Consider the following 23,457-nt stretch of genomic DNA (forward strand, 5'->3'; position numbering starts at 1 on the left):
GATTCGGTAGCAAGCGTTACCGAATGTTTTAATAGGTTACACCGTTATTATCGCTTTTAATGATTATCGCTGTGTGCGGATAGCGCTTTATCAAACCGCGATTCCTTTAACGCTTCTTTGACTCGCTTCAAGTTATCCCGGAATTTCGCCCCTCGACGCAGGGTAAAACCGGTTGCCAGGACATCGATCACGGTAAGCTGCGCGAGTCGGGAGACCATTGGCATATAAATGTCGGTATCTTCGGGAACGTCCAGCGTGATGGCAAGGGTCGCTTCTCGGGCCAGCGGCGTGCCAGCGGAGGTGATGGCGATAACCATAGCATCATTTTCCCTCGCCACCTGGGCGACCTCAACCAGGCTTTTAGTTCTACCGGTATGGGAAATCAGCACCACAACGTCATCGTCGCTGCAATTCATACAGCTCATACGTTGCAGTACGATGTCATCAGAATAGATGACCGGGACGTTAAAGCGAAAAAACTTGTTCATCGCGTCGTGCGCCACGGCGGCGGAAGAACCTAAACCGAAGAAGGCAATTTTCTTGGCCTGGGTCAGCAGATCCACCGCACGGTTAACCGCCGACATATCCAGTGACTGGCGGACGTGCGCCAGGCTAGCCATGGCGGATTCGAAAATTTTAGCTGTATATGCCTCAACGCTGTCATCTTCATCAACATTACGATTAACATACGGTGTACCGTTGGCCAGACTTTGGGCAAGATGGAGCTTGAAGTCGGGGAACCCGCGGGTCTCCATACTGCGACAGAAGCGGTTAACGGTAGGTTCGCTGACCTCGGCCTCAAGGGCGAGCGCGGCAATGCTTGAGTGGATTGCCTGTTCAGGAGCGGCAAGAATAACTTCCGCCACTTTTCGCTCGGATTTGCTAAGGTTTTCCAGTTGGGTCTGGATTCTTTCCAGCATGTTCATCGTGACAAGTTGCTCATAGATTGAAACGATTCCATTAATGGGTGAAATCTGCAGGCGTTTTAGCAAGAATATACGCCTGAAGCCTGGCGAAAAGTGGAGAGAAACGGCAAAAAATGTTGTTTTTTTTCATTACATGATCAGCGTCGTATTTTAACAGACGCCGCTCGGGCGAAAGAACGAACAATACTGGCGGATTGCCTAAAACTCAGGCCTTGATGGTTCCGATTTGTGCGATCGGACGCGTTGACGCGCGTTAAAGGGTTTCGGCAATTTCGTAAACACAGTACAGTGCACCGTAAGAAAATTACAACGATATTCGCTATTTTTCAGGAAAACCTGATAGCTAGCGGGTATATAACCTGGCAGCGCCTTTGGGTGGTCAACCGGGATCTTTAACTGAGGAGAATGACATGGCGGTAACGCAAACGGCCCAGGCATGCGATCTGGTCATTTTCGGCGCGAAGGGCGACTTGGCCCGCCGAAAATTGCTGCCTTCCCTGTATCAGCTGGAAAAAGCCGGCCAGATTAACCCGGACACCCGGATTATCGGCGTAGGCCGTGCCGACTGGGATAAAGCGGCATACACCAAAGTTGTCCGCGAAGCGCTCGAAACCTTCATGAAAGAGAAGATTGACGAAAGTTTGTGGGATACCCTCAGCGCGCGTCTTGATTTTTGCAACCTTGACGTTAACGATGCGCCAGCATTTTCGCGTCTGGGTGAGATGCTCGATCAAAAAAATCGCATCACCATTAACTACTTCGCCATGCCGCCTAGCACCTTTGGCGCCATTTGCCGCGGCCTGGGTGAAGCGAAGCTGAATGCCAAGCCTGCGCGCGTCGTGATGGAAAAACCACTGGGTACCTCACTGGAAACCTCACGTGAGATTAACGACCAGGTGGGCGAATACTTTGAAGAGTGCCAGCTTTACCGTATCGACCACTATCTGGGTAAAGAAACGGTACTGAACTTACTGGCGCTGCGCTTTGCCAACTCCCTGTTCGTGAACAACTGGGACAACCGCACTATCGACCATGTGGAAATTACCGTGGCTGAGGAAGTCGGGATTGAAGGCCGTTGGGGCTATTTCGATCAGGCTGGTCAAATGCGCGACATGATCCAAAACCACCTGCTGCAGATTCTGTGCATGATTGCGATGGCGCCGCCGTCCGATCTGACCGCTGACAGCATTCGTGATGAGAAAGTGAAAGTGCTGAAGTCGCTGCGCCGCATTGACCGCAGCAACGTTCGCGATAAAACCGTGCGCGGCCAGTATACCGCTGGGTTTGCGCAGGGGCAGAAAGTCCCGGGCTATCTGGAAGAAGAGGGTGCGAACAAATCCAGCAGCACCGAAACCTTCGTTTCTATTCGCGTGGATATTGATAACTGGCGCTGGGCGGGGGTTCCGTTCTATCTGCGTACCGGTAAACGTCTGCCGACCAAATGCTCTGAAGTTGTGGTCTACTTCAAAAACCCTGAGCTGAACCTGTTCAAGGAAACCTGGCCTGAGCTGCCGCAGAACAAACTGACTATCCGTCTGCAGCCAGATGAAGGCGTGGATATTCAGATCCTTAACAAAGTTCCAGGCCTGGAGCACAAGCATAACCTGCAGGTGACCAAGTTGGATCTGAGCTACTCCGAAACCTTCAATCAGACTCACCTGGCGGACGCCTACGAACGTCTGCTGCTGGAGACCATGCGTGGTATTCAGGCGCTGTTCGTACGTCGTGACGAAGTGGAAGAAGCGTGGAAGTGGGTCGACTCCATCACGGAAGCATGGGCAAGTGATAAAGACGCGCCGAAACCGTACCAGGCTGGCACCTGGGGGCCGGTAGCTTCGGTTGCGATGATCACCCGTGATGGTCGCTCCTGGAACGAGTTCGAATAACCGGCTGCGATAATCCGGAAGGGTTATTTTACCGGTAACATGATCTAACACAGCATGTAGTGCTATTTTTACGCATTTAAGCCCCGGGTGGATTCACCACCGGGGCTTTTTTTATTACACTACGGGCAGACCTTTGCCTCTGAGCTGCGCTATACGGGCTTTTCTGATAAATCAGACCTATGATTTAACCGTGTAAGATAGCGGCCTGGACAGAAAAATTTTAAGGAGCCTTTATGAACTCTGTAATGTTACGCGTAACAAATCGTATTATTGAACGCTCGCGTGAAACCCGCGAAGCCTACCTGGCGCGTATCAATCAGGCCAAAACTGAAACGGTTCACCGTTCTGAACTGGCCTGCGGTAACCTGGCACACGGTTTCGCTGCCTGCCAACCGGACGATAAAGCATCGCTGAAGAGTATGCTGCGTAACAATATCGCGATCATTACCTCCTATAACGACATGCTTTCTGCCCATCAGCCTTATGAACACTACCCGGAGTTGATCCGTAAAGCGCTGCACAGCGTGAACGCGGTTGGTCAGGTCGCGGGTGGTGTCCCGGCCATGTGTGACGGAGTGACACAGGGGCAAGACGGTATGGAGCTTTCCCTGCTGAGCCGCGAAGTAATCGCGATGTCTGCCGCCGTGGGCCTGTCACATAATATGTTTGACGGTGCGCTGTACCTCGGTGTGTGCGACAAAATCGTCCCAGGGCTTGCCATGGCGGCGCTCTCCTTTGGTCATCTGCCGTCCGTGTTTATTCCATCAGGCCCGATGGCGAGCGGCCTGCCGAACAAAGAAAAAGTACGTATCCGTCAGCTGTATGCTGAAGGTAAGGTGGATCGTAACGCGCTGCTGGAATCTGAAGCCGCGTCGTATCATGCACCGGGCACCTGCACCTTCTATGGCACCGCCAACACCAACCAAATGGTGATCGAATTTATGGGCATGCAGTTGCCGGGTTCCTCATTCGTACACCCGGATGCACCGCTGCGTGCTGAACTGACCGCTGCCGCCGCGCGTCAGGTAACGCGCATGACCGGTAACGGTAACGAGTGGATGCCGCTCGGTAAAATGATCGATGAAAAAGTGGTGGTCAACGGCATCGTGGCGCTGCTGGCAACCGGCGGTTCAACCAACCACACCATGCACCTGGTGGCGATGGCGCGCGCGGCGGGCATCATCATCAACTGGGATGATTTCTCTGACCTGTCTGAAGTTGTGCCGCTGATGGCGCGTCTCTATCCGAACGGCCCGGCCGATATCAACCACTTCCAGGCGGCGGGCGGTGTGCCGGTACTGGTCCGCGAACTGCTGAAAGGCGGCCTGCTGCACGAAGACGTCAACACGGTGGCCGGTTTTGGTCTCTCGCACTACACCATGGAACCGTGGCTGAACGACGGCAAGCTTGACTGGCGTGAAGGCGCAACCGTGTCGCTGGATGACAACATCATCGCCACCTTCGACAAACCGTTCTCAAAACACGGCGGCACCAAAGTGCTGAGCGGTAACCTGGGTCGTGCGGTGATGAAAACGTCGGCAGTACCGGTTGAAAACCAGATTATTGAAGCGCCAGCGGTGGTCTTCGAGAGCCAGCACGATGTGCTGCCAGCGTTCGAAGCGGGCTTATTGGATAAAGATTGCGTGGTTGTTGTGCGCCATCAAGGGCCAAAAGCGAACGGCATGCCAGAATTACATAAACTTATGCCGCCACTTGGTGTATTATTGGACCGCTGTTTCAAAATTGCGTTAGTTACTGATGGACGACTGTCCGGTGCATCCGGTAAAGTGCCGTCAGCGATCCACGTAACCCCTGAAGCTTATGACGGTGGCCTGCTGGCGAAAGTGCGCGATGGCGACATGATTCGCGTCAATGGCCAGACCGGCGAGCTGACGCTGCTGGTTGATGACGCTGAGCTGGCCGCACGCCAACCGCATATTCCCGATCTGAGCGCTTCGCGCGTGGGGACAGGCCGTGAACTGTTTAGCGCACTACGGGAAAAACTGTCCGGCGCAGAGCAGGGTGCAACCTGTATTACCTTTTAAGATGACACGTTTTGTAGATCTGGCGAGAGAAAATTTCTGATGAAAAACTGGAAAACAACGGCTGAAGCAATCCTGACCACTGGCCCGGTAGTACCGGTAATCGTGGTTAACAAGCTTGAGCACGCAGTACCGATGGCGAAGGCGCTGGTTGCTGGTGGCGTACGCGTGCTGGAAGTGACGCTGCGTACCGCTTGTGCGATGGACGCTATCCGCGCCATTGCTAAAGAAGTGCCGGACGCTATCGTGGGCGCAGGTACCGTGACCAACGCTCAGCAGCTGAAAGAAGTGACCGAAGCTGGCGCGCAGTTTGCTATCAGCCCAGGCCTGACCGACAGCCTGCTGAAAGCGGCGACCGCGGGTACTATTCCGCTGATCCCAGGTATCTGCTCCGTGTCTGAACTGATGCTGGGTATGGAACACGGCCTGAAAGAGTTCAAATTCTTCCCAGCTGAAGCGAACGGCGGCGTGAAAGCGCTGCAGGCGATCGCGGGTCCATTCTCTCAGATTCGTTTCTGCCCAACCGGCGGTATCTCCCCAGCTAACTACCGTGACTACCTGGCGCTGAAAAGCGTACTGTGCATCGGCGGTTCCTGGCTGGTGCCAGCTGACGCGCTGGAATCAGGCGACTACGATCGCATCACCAAGCTGGCTCGCGAAGCGGTTGAAGGCGCGAAGCTGTAAGGTGTTTGCTGCACCCAGCCTGATGGCCGGGTAAGCAAAAGAAGGGCGGGTATGCGCAAGCAGCCCGCCTTTTTTCTTATCCCTGAACTACCACGGCCGCAGCGGCGATTTTGGCACGCTCGACGGCCTCTTCAACGCTGTCCGCCGTTGCCAGCGCCACGCCCATACGGCGAGAACCCGCAATATCCGGTTTACCGAACAGACGCAGCTGTACCCCGGCGCTTAGCGCATTCTGCACGTTATCAAAGGTGACGTTGCGGCTGGTCAGCGTGGGCAGCAGTACCGCAGAAGCGGATGGGCCGTACTGACGGATAGCGCCAATCGGCAGCCCGAGGAAAGCGCGAACGTGCAGAGCAAACTCGGAGACGTCCTGCGAAATCAGCGTCACCATCCCGGTATCGTGCGGGCGAGGGGAGACTTCGCTGAACACCACGTCATCACCACACACAAACAGCTCTACGCCGAAAAGACCATAGCCGCCCAGCGCCAGCACCACCTCGCGGGCGATCTCCTGTGCACGCGCCAGCGCCAGTTCGCTCATCTGCTGCGGCTGCCAGGATTCGCGGTAGTCGCCATCTTCCTGACGATGGCCCACCGGGGCGCAGAAGTGCACGCCGTCGACGGCATTGACGGTCAGCAGGGTGATTTCGAAATCGAAGTTAACCACCCCTTCAACAATCACCCGGCCCGCCCCGGCGCGACCGCCTTCCTGCGCATATTGCCAGGCCTGCGTCAGCTGATCTTCACGGCGAATAAAGGTTTGGCCCTTGCCGGATGAACTCATCACCGGCTTCACGATGCACGGCAGGCCGATATCGGTGACCGCCTCACGGAACTGTGCTTCACTGTCGGCAAAATGGTAGGCCGAGGTGGGAAGTTTGAGGGTTTCCGCCGCCAGACGGCGAATGCCTTCGCGGTTCATCGTCAGTTTGGTTGCCCGTGCGCATGGCACCACTTTTTGGCCTACCTGCTCAAGCTCAATCAGCGTGTCCGTGGCAATAGCTTCAATTTCTGGCACGATAAAGTCAGGTTTTTCCTGCGCAACCAGCGCTTTCAGGACGTTGCCATCGAGCATGTTGATAACGTAAGCGCGGTGCGCAACGTGCATGGCTGGCGCATCGGCGTAACGATCCACGGCGATCACTTCAATACCTAAGCGCTGGCATTCGATCGCCACTTCCTTACCTAACTCACCTGAACCCAGAAGCATTACGCGCGTCGCAGCGGGACGCAGAGCTGTTCCTAATAACGTCATTACCCATTCCACCGTCTATCCAAAGTTTGGCGCATTATAAACGAAAACGTTTGCGTCTGTCTTGCAAGTGGCACAAAAGACGGATGAAACGTAGGATGAGGGGATAGGTTAAGTTGGCAATGAGCGCGACTTTTGCCAGGCTTAATAATGAATTAACACGACAAGAAGAATAACGAGATGCCACCTAAAGCGAAACGGATACCCCACACCATGACTTTGCATGGTGATACGCGCGTCGATAACTACTACTGGCTTCGCGATGACACGCGCTCTAAACCAGCGGTGCTTGATTACCTGCAGCAGGAGAACGCCTACGGGCGTCAAGTGATGTCCTCCCAGCGCAGCCTGCAGGATCGCGTGCTAAAAGAGATTGTCGACAGGATCCCTCCACGTGAGGTTTCAGCGCCCTATATCAAAAACGGCTATCGCTATCGCCAGGTGTTTGAGCCGGGCCGTGAATATGCGATTTACCAGCGCCAGGCATTAAACAGCGATGAGTGGTCCTTGCTGATTGATGAAAATAAAAGGGCGGCGCACAGCGAATTCTATACCCTGGGTGGGCTGAACGTCGCACCAGATAATAACCTGCTGGCGGTCACCGAGGATTTCCTCTCCCGTCGCCAGTACAGCCTGCGCATTCGCCATCTGGAGAATGAAACCTGGCTGCCAGAGGTGATTGATGATGTATCACCGGGTGTGGTGTGGGCCAACGATTCGCGGGTGCTTTACTACGTGCGTCAGCACCCAACGACGCTGCTGCCGTGGCAGGTGTGGCGACATCAGGTTGGTGCGCCTGCTGAGCAGGATGAGCTAATTTACGAAGAGCGCGACGAGACGTTTTACGTCAGCCTGCACAAGACCTCTTCACGCCAGTACGTGGTGATTGCGTTGTCCAGCACGACCACCAGTGAAATGCTGTTGCTGGATGCCGACCAGCCTAACGCCGAGCCGCGCGTCTATGTCCCGCGCCGTAAAGATCATGAGTACAGCCTCGATCACTACCAAAACCAGTTCTACCTGCGTTCTAACCGCGAGGGTAAAAACTTCGGCCTGTACCGCAGTGAATCCTGGGAAGAGGCCGAGTGGCAAACCCTGATTGCACCGCGTGATGCAGTGATGCTGGAAGATTTCACGCTGTTTCGCGACTGGCTGGTGGTGGAAGAGCGCCAGCATGGCTTAACCCGCCTGCGTCAAATCCATCGCCATCGCCAACAGGAAACGGCCATTGCCTTTGACGATCCGGCCTATGTGACGTGGATTGCCTATAACCCGGAACCGGAAACCGCCTGCCTGCGCTACGGCTATTCGTCGATGACCACCCCGGATACGCTGTTTGAGCTGGATATGGACAGCGGCGAGCGCCGTGTGCTGAAGCAGCAGGAGGTGAAAGGGTTCGACGCCAGTCGTTACCGCAGTGAACGTATCTGGATTACTGCACGCGATGGCGTCGAGGTGCCCGTGTCGTTGGTCTATCGTCATGAGCATTTTCGTCGCGGTAAAAATCCGCTGCTGGTCTACGGCTACGGCTCCTACGGGGCCAGTATGGACGCCGATTTTAGCAGCAGCCGCTTAAGCCTGCTCGACCGGGGCTTTGTCTTTGCCATCGCCCATATTCGCGGCGGCGGGGAGTTGGGGCAGCTCTGGTATGAAGAGGGGAAATTCCTTAAAAAGAAAAACACTTTCAATGACTACCTCGATGCCTGCGATGCGCTGCTGGCGAAAGGCTATGGCGACCCGGCGCTCTGTTATGGCATGGGCGGTAGCGCGGGAGGCTTGTTGATGGGAACCGTGATTAACGAGCGTCCTGAACTGTTCCACGGTGTTGTTGCGCAGGTGCCGTTCGTCGATGTGGTGACCACGATGCTCGATGAGTCGATTCCGCTGACCACCGGCGAATTTGAGGAGTGGGGTAATCCGCAGGATGAAACCTACTATCGCTATATGAAGTCCTATAGCCCTTATGACAACGTCAAAGCACAGGTTTATCCGCACCTGCTGGTGACCTCCGGGCTGCATGATTCACAGGTGCAATACTGGGAGCCAGCAAAATGGGTGGCGAAGCTCCGTGAGCTGAAGGTAGACGATAACCTGCTGCTACTGTGCACCGAGATGGACTCCGGCCACGGTGGGAAGTCCGGTCGCTATAAAAGCTATGAAGGGGTGGCGCTGGAGTTTGCCTTCCTGATTGCCCTGGCGCAGGGGACCTTGCCGGGGCAGTCCGAGCGTTAGCTACTGCTCGAGGTAGTGTTTGAGGGTTACGCGCAGTTCCGGGCTCATGCGGTCGAGGTTGTTAAACAGCCAGCGCAGGTAGCCCGGATCGTTTTTCGCCACTTCAGCCACTTCCTGCCCGCGGTATTTGCCGAAGGTAAAGGTACGCAGCAGCGCCGGTCGGCCGGTGACGTCTACCATCTGATCCGGCGTCCAGCCTGATACCTGCATAATGTCAATCAGCAGCGAAGCGGTGATATAACAGTCGTAAAGCGCGCGGTGATGATGCAGACCCGGTGGCGTTGCCACGCTTAGCTTGCGTGACTTGTACAGCGCCATATTGCTGTACTTGATGCCCGGCCACAGGCGGCGGGCCATCTTCATGGTGCAGATCCACTCGCCGTCCATTTCTGGCAGCACGCGGCGGTCGAAGCTGGCATTGTGGGCGACATACCACGGGCTACCCTGATAAAACGGCACCACTTCCTCAATCCACGGTTTGTCTGCCACCATCTCTTCGGTGATCCGGTGAATGGCCATCGCTTGCGGGCTGATAGGGCGGTCCGGACGCACCAGGTGACTCATGGGGTTGACGATTTTACCGTCAATAACATCAACGGAGGCGATCTCCACGATGCCCCCTTGCAGGTCACAGGTTTCTGTATCGATTACGCGCAGCATGGCAAACTCCGGCCTAAAACGCTTAGCGTAATGGAATGATCTCGCCTTGCCAACCCTGGTCGCTCTTTCTGCCCGTTAGCAGCAGTTCGCCGCTATCGGCACGCACAATAAGCTGGCCGTTTTCATCCCATAACGCGCTACCGCCGGAAAAGGTGCCACTGGCGTAGTTGGATTTCAGCACGGCAATAGCGTACTTGTGAGCGAAGCGCTGTAGCCGCTGGCTGGTTCGCTGCTGCTGCGGTTCCGCCATTGAACTGACCGTGGCCAGCAGCGAGGCCTGCGGCGAGAGTTCGCAGCCTTCATGGTGCAGTTCAAAGACGCTGATTTGATCGGACTCAGGGGCCAGGCAGGTTCCCTGGCCCTGATGCTGCTTGATAGGGCCGGTGGCGTGCGGGGCGAAGATAACGATGCCTTTGATGCGCTTACCGTCATTTTCCATCGGCAGCCCGGCGATAATAGTCATCTGATGCCGCTGGGCAGCCTCGCTTAAGGGCTGTAGCTGGGTATCGTTCGGCGGTGCGGGCAAAGTTTGCTCGTCATCGGGACCGGTCAGAGAAAGCTCCGGGAAGATTAATACCTTACAGGCCTGCTCGGCGGCGGCATCGATAAACCGCAGATGGTGGGTAATGTTCTCAGCGACATCCCCTCTGCGGGGAGCATATTGCGCTGCAGCAATAGTCCATGTCAGCATAGTTGCATCCTTCAACACGTTGTCATTGGGCTTTTATTCCAGACGATAGTATCAGGATGGACGTAAGGAACTGTCACTTAGCGTAAGCTTTATTTGGCTTTTGGCTCGTACGGCAGGCGAGAAAGATTAACCGAGGCTAAACGGTGCGTAATTAACCGTTCGCGGAACCAGTCACGCAGGTGCGCTGGCTGTTCGCGTTCCACCACTTCGGCGACGACCGGCATATTGTAGCGTTCTTTAAACGCCACGCCTGCGGCGGCCAGATCGACGTTCACTTTGTCCATCTCGTCCTGGGGGAGGGTTGCCAGATTGGTATGCATGATTTTCTCCTTGGGATAACGCGCAAAAGTTACTAAGAGTATCGCAAAATGGCAAGTCCAGAGGGTGCTCATCTCGACGTGAACATTATACAGCGTTATTCTTTGTCATATATCGATAACAAAAGGGAATGATGGAAATGAAATTCACCGCTCCTCGCGCGCTGGGTGCCACGCTGTTTTTACTCGGATCGCTGACTGCTTCACCGGTCTTTGCGCACGCTCATCTGCAACAGCAAACCCCCGCGGCAAATTCGGAAGTCAGCCCAGCGCCGCAAACCTTAACGCTTAACTTCTCCGAAGGCATTGAGCCGGGATTCAGCGGCGTGACGCTAACCGGTCCCGAAAAGCGGATTATCCCGGTCGGTAAAGCGGTGCGCAACGAGAAGGACAACACGCAGCTGGTTATTCCACTGAACGAAACGCTGGGTGACGGGCTCTATACCGTCGAATGGCACGTGGTTTCCGTTGACGGCCACAAGACCAAAGGTCAGTACCAGTTTAGCGTCAAGTAACCATGCTAACGGCTCTCTACGTTGGGCTGCGCTTTGTCCACTTTGCCGCGCTGATGGTCGCTTTCGGCTGCACGCTTTATGCCGGATGGTGGGCACCAACAGAACTTCGACGTCTGCTGGTGCAACGTTTCTCCAGACTGCTGCGCGGTTCGCTGACGCTGAGTGTGCTCTCGGCAATGCTGATGCTGGTGGCGCAGGGCGGGTTGATGGGCGATGGCTGGTCAGATACCTGGCGGCCAGAGGTCTGGCAAGCGGTGGTGCAGACGCATTTTGGCAGCGTCTGGCTATGGCAGATTGTGTTGGCGTGGGTGGCACTGGGCGTGGCCTGGATTCAGCCGCGACAGATGATGCGGCGACTTTTGCTTCTCTGCGTGGCTCAGTTTATCCTGCTGGCGGGCGTCGGTCACGCTGCCATGAACGACGGAGCGCTGGGCGTATTACAGCGCGCCAACCATGCGATACATCTGCTGTGTGCGGGTGCATGGGTGGGCGGATTAATTCCGTTCCTCTACTGCCTGCGGCTGGCAAAAGGGCGCTGGCGTCAACCAGCAATTGCCACCATGATGCGTTTTTCTCGCTATGGGCATCTGGCGGTCGCGGGGGCCATCGCCAGCGGGGTAGTCAACGCATGGCTGATTCAGGGCGGATTCACCACCGCTACGTCTTATGGAATAGCGCTGTGGGTGAAGTGTAGTGTTGTCGCGCTGATGGTGCTGGTGGCGCTCGCGAATCGTTACCTGCTGGTGCCGCGCATGTCGACGGCTCCTGAGCGGGTGTCGCGTATTTTCCTGCGGACCACGCAGGTAGAAATTATCCTGGGAGCGCTGGTGCTGGTCTGCGTAAGCCTGTTTGCGACCTGGGAACCTTTTTAATTGAACTGGCGAATTATGAAAAAGATTATTCTCTCTTTGTTGTTATTAACGGCGTCGGGATCCGCGCTGTCGGCGCAGATCATTACCGTGAGCCGCTTTGAGGTGGGCAAAGACAAGTGGGCGTTTAACCGCGAAGAGGTGATGCTGACCTGCCGTCCTGATAACGCGCTGTACGTGATTAACCCTAGTACGCTGGTGCAGTATCCGCTGAATGATGTTGCAGAGCAGCAGGTGAAGGCGGGCAAAACGCAGGTGCAGCCGCTGAGTATCATCCAGGTTGACGATCCGAAACAGCCCGGCGTGAAAATGAGCCTGGCGCCGTTTATCGAACGGGCACAGAAACTCTGCTAATTCGCAGAATATCTGTTTAGAAATCAATAAAAAACCGCAAGCCTTTTGCAGAAAGGGCTGCGGTTTTTTTATGTTATGCCGTTTATTGAACGAAATTTTTCAGCTCACAGCAGTTGTGGACTGGAAAACCTGTCACGGTCATCTATTCTTATAAAGCAAGGCGACTTAGCCTGCATTAATGCCAACTTTTAGCGCACGGCTCTCTCCCAAGAGCCATTTCCCTGGACCGAAAACAGGAATCGTTTTCGGTCTCTTTTTATCTGCAGTTTCCCTTCCACAGGATAAACACACTTTGCTGCTTGCGTGCTTGTTAACCCAATGTAAACAGATTCTCGACGGCATCCAAGCATTTTTGTGTCATTTCGCGAAAAAAAATTTCCGTGAAAATGTGAAGCAGCTATTAGAACATCGGAAAATCGCTGGATAATCATTTCGTTTGTCACAATAACTATCCCGCTAATTATATTTTCACTCATTATTTGAATATTTATTTCAACTCGTGAATAAAAATCGCTATTTTTTTTTGAAGAAAAAGCGCATGCTTGCGGCGAGTTAAGCCACAGCCTGCCACGCCGCATCACACCTCTGTTTTCTGCCGTTTTGTAAATAAACGTCCGGGCAGTGAATTTGTCGAACGCAGTACTGTCAAACACTCATACGTACCGCTTAAAGACAGATGAACGGACTCGTTTTTTCCTTATGCGTTACCTTGTGCAGTGCTCCATGTTACCCGGAAGAAATGATGTTCCAGAATTTTGATGTTCGTTTACTTCATCCCCGCAATGGGCTGAAGTGGTTTGCGCTTGCTCTGTTATGGCTGGTCGTCCAGCTCCCTTATCCGCTTCTGCATCTGCTCGGCACCTCCGTTGGTAAAGCGTCGCGTCGTTTTTTAAAACGCCGTGAGCAAATTGCTACGCGCAATATTGAGCTTTGCTTTCCACATATGGATGCCGCCGAGCGCGAAAAGCTGATTGAACAAAACTTTATGTCTCTGGGTATGGGGCTTATCGAAACCGGTATGGCCTGGTTCTGGAGCGATGCGCGCGTGCGCAAATGGTTTGACGTTGAAGGTTATGCCAACCTGATGCACGCGCTGAAAGAGCAGCGTGGGGTGATGGTGGTTGGTGTGCACTTTATGTCGCTGGAATTAGGCGGCCGTGCGATGGGTCTGTGCCGTCCAATGATGGCAACCTATCGTCCGCACAACGACCCGCTGATGGAGTGGGTACAAACCACCGGTCGTCTGCGCTCGAACAAAGCGATGATCGATCGTCGTAACCTGCGTGGCCTGGTTCAGGCGCTGAAAGCGGGTGAAGCGGTATGGTTTGCGCCGGACCAGGATTATGGCCCGAAAGGGAGCGTATTTGCCCCGTTCTTCTCGGTAAGCGAAGCGGCCACCACCAACGGTACCAACGTGCTGTCGCGACTCTCTGGGGCCGCGATGCTGACCGTGACCATGGTGCGTAAACCGAATATGAAGGGCTACACGCTGCACATTAGTGAAGCGATGACCGATTATCCTTGTGGGGATGAAGTGTCGGCGGCGAGCTATATGAACAAAATTATCGAACGCGAGATTTTACGTGCGCCGGAGCAGTATCTGTGGGTGCATCGCCGGTTCAAAACCCGACCGCGGGGAGAGGCGTCGCTCTACAAAGCGGTGCCACACACCAAATAAAATAAATAACCCGCCTGATGGCGGGTTCTTTTTGGGTTAGACAAGCCGCATAACCCAGGCATCGGACGGTTGATCGTAATGTTTGCGATAGAGAACCGAATGTTCGCCATCAAGAAGGGCTGGGATGCTGATATCGGCATCCCAGGCATCTAACTGCATGCACAAATCGGGATCGGACTTACAAGGGATGCTTAACGTTCGCTCGCCGTGTTGTTCGGCGTGCAGCACGGCATCATCAATCTCGAATGCGCCGATGCGTACGCTGGTTTTGCTCATAATGCTCTCCGTTAATCTGCTGACCGGTGTGGTACGACCAGTGGCCGTACCTTTTCATCCTAGCCAACGTCGAGCATTTCGCCAATTAAAAAATGCGCTTTTTTTGTGCGCTACTCCGACCTGTTGATAAAAAGTTTCCCATCGCGCACCAGTTCTCGCGGATAGCTGTTTTTCAGACGAGAGCCAATACGCTTTGCCAGCCCGAGTGGAAAGCCCTGGAACGTGACAATCACGTCATCCTGCGCTGGGGCATTTTCCGGGTAGACGTCGCGCCCGCGATACCACTCCTGCGCTTCCTCTGCCGTTAATTCATGTCCCAGTTTCTCCGTGTTTGCCAGGGCGATAACCGCTTCATGCTGCCAACGGAAGCCTTTATTGTGGGTTTCAGCAAGCTTAATGCCGATGCGAGAGAAACGCACTTTACCCAGCAACGGTTCGATTTCCGCCGGGAACAGCCAGATCTCTTTGTCGCGCTGCCAAAGCGTTAGCGACGCATCCCACTCGATTCCTACGCGCTTAGCCGCCTCGGCTACCGCCGCTGATTCGCGGTTTTTCATAGGTGCAAACGGGAATTTGCCGACCTTGTAGCCCGGCGCGGGTCGCGGGTCGATCGCTGCCGTTTTATGCAGTCGAGCGACGAAGAAACCTTCGCAGTCGTAAATTTGTGGGAAGACGTGCAGATAGCCTTCCGGGGTCAGCGCCTGCTCGGCGGTTGGGAAAAGGTCGCCCAGCGGCAGCACTTCCACCGCCTCCGGATAGCGCTCGAGCAGCCAGTTGACTACCAACTCATTTTCGTCGCGGTTAAGCGTGCAGGTGGAGTAGACCAGCGTACCGCCAGGGCGCAGGGCATGAAACGCGCTGTCGATAAGCTCGCGCTGGGTGCTGGCGATCTCCTGGTTGCTGGCAAGCGACCAGTTTTTTAGCGCGTCTGGGTCCTTACGCACCACGCCTTCGCCGGAGCACGGGGCATCGAGCAGGATGGCGTCGAAGCATTCCGGCAGTGCCGCGCCAAATACGCGGCCATCAAAGTGGGTCAGGGCGGTATTCGCGATTCCGCAGCGGCTGATGTTAGCGTGCAGCACCTTCACGCGGCTGGCGGAAAATTCGTTAGCCAGCAACATGCCATGGTTTTCCATTCGGGCGGCGATCTGCGTGGTTTTCGAGCCAGGCGCGGCGGCAACATCCATTACGCGCGTGGGTACTGCGCCATCGGCAAACAGCGCGGCGACGGGCAGCATGGAGCTGGCTTCCTGAATATAAAACAGGCCGCTTAAATGCTCGGCGGCGCTGCCCAGTGGGAGCTCGTCGGCATTTTCGCGTTCAATCCAGAAACCTTCGGCGCACCAGGGAACCGGGGTTAGCTGCCAGCCGTACGGCGCAACTAGCGCCAGAAAATCATCCACGGTAATTTTGAGCGTGTTGACGCGAATGCTGCGACGCAGCGGGCGCTGGCAGGCATCAATAAATGCATCAAAAGAGAGATTTTTTGGCATGGCCTCGCGCATCTGCGCAAGGAATTCATCGGGGAAATAGACTGAGTTTTGAGCCACTGGCGAATACCACAAGGAGATAAAGAGCGCGCAGTTTATCATAAAAATGCGCCGGTGACGGGCACCGGCGCAGAGGGTTTTAACGCGGCAGGGCGGTACCCCATTCGCGCCACTCTTTCGGTTCAGACTCCAGCAGCAGGAAGTGTTTCCCTTCCTGTGCTTTCGGTGCCAGCGGGATGCCCGGCGGGGTCGCAAAGGCGATACCGCCACGAATGAACTGGTTGAAAGTGCCGGTTTTCACCACGCCGCCCACCAGGCCAAAATCGAGGCTATAGCCGGAGGCCAGCCAGAACACCGAGTTGTTACGCACCAGGTGCTGGTAGCGCTGGCCGATACGCATCTCAATCATCACGCGGTCGGAAAGGCTGCCCAGACGTAGCCCGGTGACGGTGCCCACCTCAAGCCCACGGAACAATATTGGTGTCCCGATGCTTAACGAACCGGCTTCCGGTGCTTCCACCACGATGTTCAGACCGTTGAGGTAGCGGGAGTCGGAAATCGTCGCTTCCTGTAGCTCAAAATCACGGCGCATTTCGCCGTGGCCTGGCTCGACGTTAACGTACGGCTGCAGCAGGGTATCCAGATGTTCCACGCCCGCCGCCGAGATTTGCGGGGTGATCACCGAGAAACGGGTGCCGCGTCGCGCAAAGGTTGAAACATATTCAGGGTAAAGCACGGCGCTGGCCTGGACTTCGTTACGTGAAGCGTTCAGCTCCAGGTTCTGCACCTGACCGATATCAATGCCGAGGTAGCGAATTGGCATACCGGTCGAGAGCTTGTCGGCATCAAAGGCGTGCAGCGTGATTTGCCCGCCAATGGCGCGTGCGGCGGTCTCCGACGCGTAAAGCAGGCGTTTATCGCCTTTACGGCTGCCTGCGCCGGCGGCATCGAGATTGTCAAAGCTGATTGCCCCTTTCAGTGCGCGGGAGAGCGGGGAGGCCTGCACCGTCAGGCCGCTGCCGTTGAGCTGCACCTTCGCGCCGCCTTCAGCCCAGAAGACACTGTTTGGGGTCAGCAGCGAACGGTATTCCGGTTTGATGTGTACCGCAATATCGAACGCGTTGGCGCGAGGCTGCACCGAGGTGACCTCACCGACTTCAAATTTACGATACAGTACGATAGAGCCGGTCTGAATATCCGGCAGCGTCTCCGCTGTCAGCATCAGGGTGGTGGTTGGGTAGTCGCTGAGGTTGTTCTCCTGCGCTTTCTCGAGGTTAGAGAACAGCGGATAGCTCGACTTCATCGGCCCTTTTTCACCCGGCAGGATACGAATCCCGCCGCTGAGCCATTCGTTGGCGCTAGCGCCTAAGAACTCAACGCCATCGATGCCCACCTTGACATCCATTTTGCTGTTGACCACAAACTTGCTGTCGCCGTGGATCAGGTCGCGATACTGCGGGTCAATGGCGATAGCAAAGCTAATGCCTTTTGCCGTCAACGCGCGTTCCATGACCTGGCCAATTTTCACCCCATGCAGCATGATGGGCTGCCCGGCATCAATGCCGTAGCTTTCCGGTGCGGTCAACGTTAGCGTCATCACGCCCGGCTGTTGCAGCAGCGTTTTGTCTGCTGCCAGCACGGTAAAGCGATCTTTCGGCTCGCCGTCGCCCGGTACCAGCTCAAAGGTGCTGCCGGTGAGCAGCGAGCTCAGGTTGGTGTTATCCAGCGACAGCTTCGGCTGATGCAGTTCAATGCGCGTTTTTTCCCGCAGCAGTGAGACCACGCTTGGGTCAACGGTCATTTCACCGGTAACGGAGTTGTCCGGGTTGAGCGTCAGTTTGGTCAACTGGCCCACTTCCAGTCCCTGATAAAGCATCGGCGTCGAACCGGCCTTCAGACCATCGCCGCTTGGCAGTTGAAGCTGCACCAACACGCCACGCTGGCTGTGAGCAAGATCCTCATAGAGGCCATATTCATCGTTCTGCGCAGCGGCCTGCGAATCGGGCGGGGAGTCAAAGGCGATCGCGCCGTTGACCAGCGCAGCGAGGCTCTCGAGTTGTACCTTCGCGCCGCTGAGTCCTACATCCGCCTTAATGCCCGAGACGTTCCAGAACCGGCTGCCTTTTTTCACCAGATTGGTAAATCGACGCTCGATCAGCACATCAATGGTGACGCCCTGATTGTTTGGGTTAATGGCGTAGTCATAGACGCGGCCGACCGGAATTTTGCGAAAGTAGACCAGCGAACCGCTGTTGAGCGAGCCTAAATCCGGGGCGTGCAGATGGATCATCAGCTCACCGTTGTTCAGCCGATATTTGGGCTGCGTATCCAGCGCGGTGAAGTGATCGCGCGCTTCGCCTTTACCCGGCATCATGCCGATATAGTTACCGCCAACCAGCGCATCAAGACCGGAGACCCCGGCAAGGGACGCCTTCGGGGTCACCAGCCAGAACTGGGTTTCGTCGCGCAGCGCATCTTCCATATCGGCTTTAATGCTGGCGCGTACTTCGATCTTACTGCGGTCCTGGGCAAGGCGGATATCCTGAACCGTGCCGACCTCGACGCCCTGGAAGCGCACTGGGGTTCGGCCCGGCACAATACCGTCCGCCGACATGAAGTCGATGGTGATGGTGGTACCGCGATCCTCATAGCTGTTCCAGATAAGCCAGCCGGCAATCATCAGCGCGATGACCGGCAGCAGCCAGAACGGGGAGATACGGCGTTTGGTTTTAATTCGCGCCTCAGTCTGTGAAGCGGGCGTTTCCTGACTCATGTGCGTCCCAAAGTATGCGGCTGTCCAGCCATTCAACAGCAAGAATAGTTAATATTACCGCAGCGCCGAAATAAAACGCAGCGGGGCCCATCGTGAAGGCGAGAAGCTGATCACGATTGATGAGCGACATGGTTAATGAAATCACAAACAGATCGAGCATTGACCAGCGGCCAATCCAGGTGACAAAGCGCAGCAGCAGTATGCGCGTACGCAGCCCCTGTTCGCATTTAAAGTGAATGCTGGTCAGTAGCGTCAGCATCACGATAATTTTGGTAAACGGCACCAGAATACTGGCGATAAACACCACCGCCGCCACCGCCACGTTGCTGTTGGCAAGCGAGATGATCCCAGAAAGAATGGTGTCCGTCTGTCGCCCGCCGTTAACATAGATAACGGAGATTGGCAGCAGGTTAGCGGGAATGAGAAAGACGATCGAACTGACCAGCGCCGCCCAGCTTTTTTGCAGGCTCTGCCGCCGACGGTAGCGCAGCGGCGTATGGCAGCGGCGGCAGCGCCCGCGCGTATCGGCAAAACCGGTGTAGTGGCACTCAAGGCAGACGCGCAGACTGGCGTCAGGGCGCGTGGCGGGGCGCTGGGGGTAAAAGCGCTCCCACAGTTGCTCGACGTTCAGATGAATCAGGGTCAGGATGCTGAGTACCACCAGAGAGATAAATGCCAGCAGGCCGATTCCCGGTTGCAGGAAGGCGTAGTCCTGCACCTTGATCGAGGCAACGGCGATCCCAACCAGGTAGATATCCAGCATCACCCACTCTTTAAGCTTATCGAGCATCAGCAGGACAGGGCGCAGATTCATACCCAGAATATTACCGAGCCACAGATAGGCAATGGAGACGACCAGCACCGAAGGCGCGCCGACGGTGCAGAAAAAGACCATCGCCGCCGTGATGGGGTGGCCCTGATCGGTCATCTGCCAGATCCCGGACAGCAGGTTGGCATCGATACGGACACCCAACAGATGCAGGCGTAGCAGCGGTTCGCTCCATGCGAAGGGCATGAGTAGCAGCATGGTGATGGCCATCGCGCCGAGGCGGGTCAACGACCAGTCGCGCCCGTCGCGCACTTTGGCGTTACAGCGTGGACAGTAGGCACTTTGTGATGATTTTACGACCGGTAACCGAAAAAGCATATCGCACTGGGGGCAACGTTGGTAATGTGCCCACGGCAACGATGCATTAATCTTGTGAATATGTATTTTTTTCGACGGCGTTATACGTGATGTTGTCAGTGCCATTTATTACATTGAGAAATGAATGTATAACTCTATCTTAACCTAAGTATCGATTCATCTTGAGCCCGAACGCACTTAATGCGTATTTTATAAGGCTGTAAGCTGGATAACGCATCAGTAACACCGTAAACAATAGTGATTAGATAATGAGCAAAACAGAATTTTACGCGGATCTTAACCGCGATTTTCAGGCATTGATGGCAGGTGAAACGAGTTTTTTAGCCGTAATCTCCAATACCAGCGCGCTGCTGTACGAGCGTCTTTCTGATGTGAACTGGGCAGGATTTTATCTGCTGGAAGGCAATACGCTGGTTCTCGGGCCGTTCCAGGGCAAAATTGCCTGCGTACGTATTCCGGTAGGTCGCGGTGTTTGCGGTACTGCCGTGGCGGAAAATCGCGTTCAGCGCATTGAAGATGTCCATGCCTTTGATGGTCATATCGCCTGTGATGCTGCCAGCAACGCCGAAATCGTACTGCCTCTTGAGGTGAACGGTCAGGTTATTGGCGTGCTGGATATCGATAGCACCGTCTTCTCTCGTTTTAGCGAAGAAGATGAGGCGGGCTTACGTGAACTGGTCGTCCACCTGCAAAAAGTGCTCGAAGCGACCGATTATCAAAAATTCTTTGCCCCCGTCGAAGGATAATCAACGGATAACGTAGCATTTACGAAATGCGTCATTATAATGTCGCCTGTTCATGCCTGCGGCTTGTTGGCTACGTCCGTTGTAATCAGGAAATTTCATGGAAAATCAACCTAAGTTGAACAGCAGTAAAGAAGTTATCGCATTTTTGGCCGAACGTTTCCCGCAGTGCTTTAGCGCGGAAGGCGAGGCCCGCCCCCTGAAAGTCGGTATTTTTCAGGATCTCGTAGCGCGCGTTGAAGGGGAAATGAACCTCAGCAAAACGCAACTGCGCTCCGCATTACGTCTTTATACTTCCAGCTGGCGCTACCTCTACGGTATCAAAGCGGGTGCAGTGCGCGTCGATCTCGACGGCAACCCTTGCGGCGAACTGGATGAGCAGCACGTGGCACATGCGCGTCAGCAGCTTGAAGAAGCGAAAGCTCGCGTTCAGGCTCAGCGCGCTGAACAGCAGGCGAAGAAACGCGAAGCGGCTGCTGCTGCGGGCGAACAAGGTGATGCGCCACGTCGTGAGCGTAAACCGCGTCCTCCAGTACGTCGTAAAGAAGGCGCAGAGCGTAAACCACGTCCTGCGGCAGCAAAACCGGCGGCTAAACCTGTTCGCGAAGTGCGAGAAGAGAAGTTTACCCCCGTATCCGATCTGTCTGCGCTGACGGTCGGTCAATCCCTGAAAGTTAAAGCGGGCAATAACGCCATGGATGCCACAATCCTGGAAATCACCAAAGATGGCGTTCGTGTGCAGCTTACTTCTGGTATGTCAATGATTGTACGCGCAGAACACCTGGTGTTCTGAAACGGAGGCCTGGCCAGGCATGAACAAATTCTTTAGGCTCTCCGCGCTTGCTGGTCTGTTAGTGATAACAGGCCAGGTCTTAGCGGTGGAAGATATTACCCGTGTTGATCAGCTTCCGGTTCTGAAGGAAGAGACGCAGCACGCAACGGTGAGCGAGCGCGTGACATCGCGCTTTACCCGTTCTCACTACCGCCAGTTCGATCTTGACGAGGCCTTTTCGGCTAAAATCTTTACCCGCTATCTGAACCTGCTGGACTATAGTCACAACGTACTGCTGGCCAGCGACGTTGAGCAATTCTCCGCGAAGAAAGGGCAGATTGGCGATGAGCTGCGTTCTGGCAAGCTTGATGTCTTCTATGACCTCTACAATCTGGCGCAAAAGCGTCGCTTTGAGCGCTATCAGTATGCGCTGAAGGTGCTTGAGCGTCCGATGAACTTCACCGGTACCGACACCTTTAACCTCGATCGCAGCAAAGCACCGTGGCCGAAGGATGAAGCCGAGCTCAATGCGCTTTGGGACGGTAAGGTCAAATTTGACCAACTGAGCCTGAAGCTGGCGGGCAAAGACGACAAAGAGATTCACGATACGCTGTCGCGTCGCTACAAATTTGCGATTCGTCGCCTGGCGCAGACCAACAGCGAAGATGTGTTCTCGCTGGCAATGACCTCATTCGCCCGTGAAATCGACCCGCACACTAACTACCTCTCTCCGCGTAACACCGAGCAGTTTAATACCGAAATGAGTCTGTCTCTGGAAGGTATTGGCGCGGTGCTGCAGATGGACGACGACTACACCGTGATTAACTCCATGGTGGCAGGTGGCCCAGCAGCGAAAAGCAAGGCGATTAGCGTGGGCGATCGTATCGTCGGCGTGGGCCAGGCCGGTAAAGGCATGGTGGATGTGATTGGCTGGCGTCTTGATGACGTTGTGGCGCTGATCAAAGGGCCGAAGGGCAGCAAAGTTCGTCTGGAAGTGCTTCCGGCAGGCAAAGGCTCTAAAACCCGTATCGTCACCCTGACTCGCGAGCGTATTCGTCTTGAAGACCGCGCCGTGAAAATGTCGATTAAAGGCACCGGTAAAGATAAAGTCGGTGTGCTGGATATCCCGGGTTTCTACGTTGGTCTCACCGAAGATGTGAAGGTCCAGCTGCAAAAGCTGGAAAAACAGAACGTCAGCAGCGTGATTATCGATCTGCGTAGCAACGGCGGCGGCGCGCTGACCGAGGCGGTTTCGCTCTCCGGTCTGTTCATTCCGTCCGGCCCGGTCGTGCAGGTGCGTGATAACAACGGCAAGGTGCGCGAAGATAGTGATACCGATGGCGTTGTCTATTACAAAGGCCCGCTGGTGGTGCTGGTAGACCGTTTCAGCGCCTCGGCGTCGGAAATCTTTGCCGCCGCGATGCAGGACTACGGCCGTGCGCTGATCGTCGGTGAACCGACCTTCGGTAAAGGCACCGTCCAGCAGTACCGTTCGCTGAACCGCATCTACGATCAGATGCTGCGCCCTGAATGGCCTGCGCTGGGCTCTGTCCAGTACACCATTCAGAAGTTCTATCGTATCAACGGCGGCAGTACCCAGCGTAAAGGGGTAACCCCGGACATCATGATGCCAACCGGCACGGAAGAGACCGAAACCGGTGAGAAGTTTGAAGACAACGCACTGCCGTGGGACAGCATTAATGCTGCCACCTATGTGAAGTCTGGCGACATGAAAACGTTCGAGCCGGAGCTGCTGAAGCTGCACAGCGATCGCATTGCGAAAGATCCTGAGTTCCAGTACATCGCCAAAGATATTGCCCACTTCAATGAATTGAAGGAGAAGCGCAGTATTGTCTCTCTGAACTACGCTCAGCGTGAGAAAGAGAACGAAGAGGACGATGCAACGCGTCTGGCGCGGATTAACGATCGCTACAAGCGTGAAGGCAAGCCGCCGCTGAAGAAACTGGAAGATCTGCCGAAGGACTACAAAGAGCCGGATCCATACCTTGACGAGACGGTGGACATCGCCATCGATCTGGCAAGGCTTGAGAAGGCCGCGCCGGCAGAACAGCCGGCAGCAACCAAGTAATCCCCCAACAGGCACAAGCAATTGTGCCTGTTTTTTTTATCTCTCGTATCTTCTCGTAAAT

Annotated in this window: 20 protein-coding genes; 11 read left to right on the forward strand and 9 right to left on the reverse strand. The window is 55.2% G+C overall.

The window, feature by feature from the left end:
- Window positions 1–56: 56 nt before the first annotated feature.
- The gene (locus tag FHC49_RS03790) at window positions 57–926 is read right to left on the reverse strand and encodes a MurR/RpiR family transcriptional regulator (protein WP_220438926.1); all 870 of its coding nucleotides are present in this window, start codon (window positions 924–926) and stop codon (window positions 57–59) included.
- Between the two features lie 410 nt (window positions 927–1,336).
- Here FHC49_RS03790 and zwf point away from each other — a divergent pair, with 410 nt between their 5' ends.
- From zwf to FHC49_RS03805, 3 genes are all read left to right on the forward strand, one after another.
- Complete coding sequence (zwf, locus tag FHC49_RS03795; RefSeq protein ID WP_220438798.1) at window positions 1,337–2,812, forward strand: glucose-6-phosphate dehydrogenase; 1,476 nt, start codon at window positions 1,337–1,339, stop codon at window positions 2,810–2,812.
- Between the two features lie 233 nt (window positions 2,813–3,045).
- Window positions 3,046–4,857 (forward strand): phosphogluconate dehydratase, encoded by a 1,812-nt coding sequence (gene edd, locus FHC49_RS03800; RefSeq protein WP_220438799.1) that lies wholly within the window; start codon window positions 3,046–3,048, stop codon window positions 4,855–4,857.
- A gap of 39 nt (window positions 4,858–4,896) precedes the next feature.
- Complete coding sequence (locus FHC49_RS03805) at window positions 4,897–5,538, forward strand: bifunctional 4-hydroxy-2-oxoglutarate aldolase/2-dehydro-3-deoxy-phosphogluconate aldolase (RefSeq protein ID WP_185667584.1); 642 nt, start codon at window positions 4,897–4,899, stop codon at window positions 5,536–5,538.
- Window positions 5,539–5,614: 76 nt separating this feature from the next.
- On the opposite strand, the gene purT is transcribed toward FHC49_RS03805, so the two are convergent.
- Window positions 5,615–6,793 carry a formate-dependent phosphoribosylglycinamide formyltransferase gene (purT, locus tag FHC49_RS03810; protein ID WP_220438800.1) on the reverse strand — a complete coding sequence of 393 codons (1,179 nt, stop codon included), beginning with the start codon at window positions 6,791–6,793 and terminating at the stop codon, window positions 5,615–5,617.
- Window positions 6,794–6,970: 177 nt separating this feature from the next.
- On the opposite strand from purT, the gene ptrB reads away from it, so the two are divergent.
- Window positions 6,971–9,022 carry an oligopeptidase B gene (gene ptrB / locus FHC49_RS03815; protein WP_185667586.1) on the forward strand — a complete coding sequence of 684 codons (2,052 nt, stop codon included), beginning with the start codon at window positions 6,971–6,973 and terminating at the stop codon, window positions 9,020–9,022.
- On the opposite strand, the gene exoX is transcribed toward ptrB, so the two are convergent.
- From exoX to FHC49_RS03830, 3 genes are all read right to left on the reverse strand, one after another.
- On the reverse strand, window positions 9,023–9,682 hold the full coding sequence (gene exoX / locus FHC49_RS03820) for an exodeoxyribonuclease X (protein ID WP_185667587.1): 660 nt from the start codon (window positions 9,680–9,682) through the stop codon (window positions 9,023–9,025).
- Between the two features lie 22 nt (window positions 9,683–9,704).
- Entirely contained in the window at window positions 9,705–10,373 is a 669-nt protein-coding gene (locus tag FHC49_RS03825) for a carbon-nitrogen hydrolase family protein (RefSeq protein ID WP_185667588.1), read from the reverse strand.
- A gap of 89 nt (window positions 10,374–10,462) precedes the next feature.
- Entirely contained in the window at window positions 10,463–10,693 is a 231-nt protein-coding gene (locus tag FHC49_RS03830) for a DNA polymerase III subunit theta (RefSeq protein WP_185667589.1), read from the reverse strand.
- A gap of 137 nt (window positions 10,694–10,830) precedes the next feature.
- On the opposite strand from FHC49_RS03830, the gene yobA reads away from it, so the two are divergent.
- The 4 genes from yobA to lpxP all read left to right on the forward strand — a co-directional run bounded on the left by yobA (window position 10,831) and on the right by lpxP (window position 14,106).
- On the forward strand, window positions 10,831–11,205 hold the full coding sequence (gene yobA / locus FHC49_RS03835) for a CopC domain-containing protein YobA (RefSeq protein WP_185667590.1): 375 nt from the start codon (window positions 10,831–10,833) through the stop codon (window positions 11,203–11,205).
- 2 nt (window positions 11,206–11,207) lie between these two features.
- Window positions 11,208–12,077, forward strand: a complete 870-nt coding sequence (copD, locus tag FHC49_RS03840) for a copper homeostasis membrane protein CopD (protein ID WP_220438801.1) — start codon at window positions 11,208–11,210, stop codon at window positions 12,075–12,077.
- A 12-nt stretch (window positions 12,078–12,089) separates the two neighbouring features.
- A complete protein-coding gene (locus tag FHC49_RS03845) occupies window positions 12,090–12,428 on the forward strand; it encodes a YebY family protein (protein ID WP_220438927.1) in 339 nt (112 codons plus the stop codon).
- Window positions 12,429–13,170: 742 nt separating this feature from the next.
- Window positions 13,171–14,106, forward strand: coding sequence for a kdo(2)-lipid IV(A) palmitoleoyltransferase (gene lpxP, locus FHC49_RS03850; protein WP_185667771.1), 936 nt, complete (start codon window positions 13,171–13,173; stop codon window positions 14,104–14,106).
- A 36-nt stretch (window positions 14,107–14,142) separates the two neighbouring features.
- Here lpxP and FHC49_RS03855 read toward each other — a convergent pair whose 3' ends face one another.
- From FHC49_RS03855 to yebS, 4 genes are all read right to left on the reverse strand, one after another.
- Window positions 14,143–14,382: a YebV family protein gene (locus FHC49_RS03855; RefSeq protein WP_035891671.1), complete on the reverse strand. Its 240-nt coding sequence runs from the start codon at window positions 14,380–14,382 to the stop codon at window positions 14,143–14,145.
- Window positions 14,383–14,492: 110 nt separating this feature from the next.
- Window positions 14,493–15,932 (reverse strand): 16S rRNA (cytosine(1407)-C(5))-methyltransferase RsmF, encoded by a 1,440-nt coding sequence (rsmF, locus tag FHC49_RS03860; protein ID WP_220438802.1) that lies wholly within the window; start codon window positions 15,930–15,932, stop codon window positions 14,493–14,495.
- Between the two features lie 79 nt (window positions 15,933–16,011).
- Window positions 16,012–18,645 (reverse strand): PqiB family protein, encoded by a 2,634-nt coding sequence (locus FHC49_RS03865; RefSeq protein WP_185667643.1) that lies wholly within the window; start codon window positions 18,643–18,645, stop codon window positions 16,012–16,014.
- Window positions 18,614–19,897, reverse strand: a complete 1,284-nt coding sequence (gene yebS, locus FHC49_RS03870; RefSeq protein WP_220438822.1) for a membrane integrity lipid transport subunit YebS — start codon at window positions 19,895–19,897, stop codon at window positions 18,614–18,616. The genes FHC49_RS03865 and yebS overlap by 32 nt, the downstream gene beginning before the upstream one ends.
- A 143-nt stretch (window positions 19,898–20,040) precedes the next feature.
- Here yebS and FHC49_RS03875 point away from each other — a divergent pair, with 143 nt between their 5' ends.
- The 3 genes from FHC49_RS03875 (at window position 20,041) to prc (ending at window position 23,396) form a co-directional block, all read left to right on the forward strand.
- Window positions 20,041–20,538 carry a GAF domain-containing protein gene (locus tag FHC49_RS03875; protein WP_185667645.1) on the forward strand — a complete coding sequence of 166 codons (498 nt, stop codon included), beginning with the start codon at window positions 20,041–20,043 and terminating at the stop codon, window positions 20,536–20,538.
- A gap of 97 nt (window positions 20,539–20,635) precedes the next feature.
- Complete coding sequence (gene proQ, locus FHC49_RS03880; protein ID WP_185667646.1) at window positions 20,636–21,328, forward strand: RNA chaperone ProQ; 693 nt, start codon at window positions 20,636–20,638, stop codon at window positions 21,326–21,328.
- 19 nt (window positions 21,329–21,347) lie between these two features.
- Window positions 21,348–23,396: a carboxy terminal-processing peptidase gene (gene prc, locus FHC49_RS03885; protein WP_185667647.1), complete on the forward strand. Its 2,049-nt coding sequence runs from the start codon at window positions 21,348–21,350 to the stop codon at window positions 23,394–23,396.
- Window positions 23,397–23,457 lie beyond the last annotated feature (61 nt).

The organism is Kluyvera sp. EC_51 (assembly GCF_019584505.1).
Lineage (GTDB): Bacteria > Pseudomonadota > Gammaproteobacteria > Enterobacterales > Enterobacteriaceae > Kluyvera > Kluyvera sichuanensis.